Genomic DNA, 1,809 nt, shown 5'->3' on the forward strand with positions numbered 1-1,809 from the left:
TCAATCAAGGTTTGAGCCAGATTACACAAGGCTTGGCTGTGAATATGTGATTCTCAAAAAACGTAAATTTTTCTCACGTTTTTTAGGAACAAAGCTTAGGAACAAAGCATACCTCGTCCCCAGAACGAACATGACCAAATACAACGCTACTGTACCATTACACACGCCCAGTACATTTTGTGTTTTACGTATAGCCGCAAATTCATGTTCAAACCTCTCAACAAACAATCCGCTTGAAGAAATCCACGAAATAGGATGACTTTAGAAACAGACCGGGCCCCCTTTGTTTACCTATTTTGTTTTTCAACTCCTTTTTTTAATTTTTTTTGGGGAGACCATATGGCCCATCATATGATCAACCCCGAAAAGTGTGGCATACAACTTGTTTTTTTTATTACAAAACTCAAAATGCATACTTTTTTGAAAAACAACGTATTATTTCTGTAATTTTTACAATTTGATCATTAGTGAGTTGGGAAAATGTCGGCAAATTCAGACCAGATAGGCTTAAGGCGTCCGTAATCGGTAAATTCTCACCACGGCGACGTGACTCATCACGGAACGGTGGCAAATGGTGTAAAGGTATAAAAAAAGGTCGCGTTTCAATACCGTCCTGGGCAAGCTTTTTCATCAATGCATCACGAGACTGACCGTATATTTTTTCGTCAACTGTTATACAGTATAGCCATGGAGCTGGTTCGGCCCATGGGGCGACAGGCTGAAAACCAATTCCTGGTATCCCTCTTAGCTTATCGTCGTAGTTTTGAAAAATTTTTTTGCGGCGTTCTATAATTTCTTTATGTCGTTCAATTTGGGCACAAAGTATGGCGCAAGCTACATTTGTTAGGCGAAAATTATAACCAGTTATAGGAAAATAATAACGGCGCATCGGATCCACCCCCTGACCGCGTAGTGCTTTCAAACGAATTTTCAATTGGGGATCATTGAAGACAACTGCACCCCCTTCACCACAGGTAAGTATCTTGTTGCCATAAAAAGAAAAAGTTGCAATTTTCGATAAGCTACCTACTGGGCAGCCTTTATAACGGGCCAAATGAGCTTCTGCCGCATCCTCGACAACCCATAGTCCGTGAACAGCGGCAATTTGATTTATGGCGTCCATATCCGCAGGATGTCCATATAAATGGACCGGAATAATACCTTTGGTTTTACGTGTGATGCTATTTTCGATCAGTTTCGGATCAATACACCATGTCTCGGGATCAACATCCACAAAAACCGGTTCTGCTCCAACATAACGCACAGCGTTGGCTGTAGCGACGTAAGTCAATGAGGGAATAATTACTTCATCGCCAGGGCGAACATCTAACCCAAGTAGCGATAGGTGAAGCGCAATAGTTCCATTGCAGACACTCAAAGCACTTTTCGTTCCACACAATTTAGCGAAGTCATTTTCAAATTTATCAACGAAAACTCCTGTAGATGAGATCCATGTGCTTCGTAGTGCCTCTAATACATATACTTCTTCTTTTTCAGTAAGATCAGTGCCAGCAACATGTATATTTATCACGGATAAAATCTCCTATTTAAACTATTTTATCGATGTATTTATGAGTGAGCATATAGTCAATGCCATAAACTTAAGCATTGAGATTTTATTTTACCACGAAGTTCACGAAGATATTAGAGCACCCAACTTTCGGTGCTTAAAAACAACAGCGAATAAAATCATAACCAATTGAATTTACAATTTAAATTGACGAATTCCGCTTTATATGATATGCTTCATTTACCACTAAACAAACATTTCAGACAAAGGAAATTCGTCAAAATGAATACTACCCTTAC

2 protein-coding genes are annotated in these 1,809 nt (G+C 39.5%); both read right to left on the reverse strand.

All coding sequences use genetic code 11. The features are described from left to right. Positions 1–21: 21 nt before the first annotated feature. On the reverse strand, positions 22–228 hold the full coding sequence (locus Q366_RS22495) for a DegT/DnrJ/EryC1/StrS family aminotransferase (RefSeq protein ID WP_169743004.1): 207 nt from the start codon (positions 226–228) through the stop codon (positions 22–24). 175 nt (positions 229–403) lie between these two features. Next, complete coding sequence (locus Q366_RS19145; RefSeq protein WP_051958174.1) at positions 404–1,531, reverse strand: DegT/DnrJ/EryC1/StrS family aminotransferase; 1,128 nt, start codon at positions 1,529–1,531, stop codon at positions 404–406. Between the last annotated feature and the right edge of the window lie 278 nt (positions 1,532–1,809).

The organism is Desulfobacter vibrioformis DSM 8776, from assembly GCF_000745975.1.
Classification (GTDB): domain Bacteria; phylum Desulfobacterota; class Desulfobacteria; order Desulfobacterales; family Desulfobacteraceae; genus Desulfobacter; species Desulfobacter vibrioformis.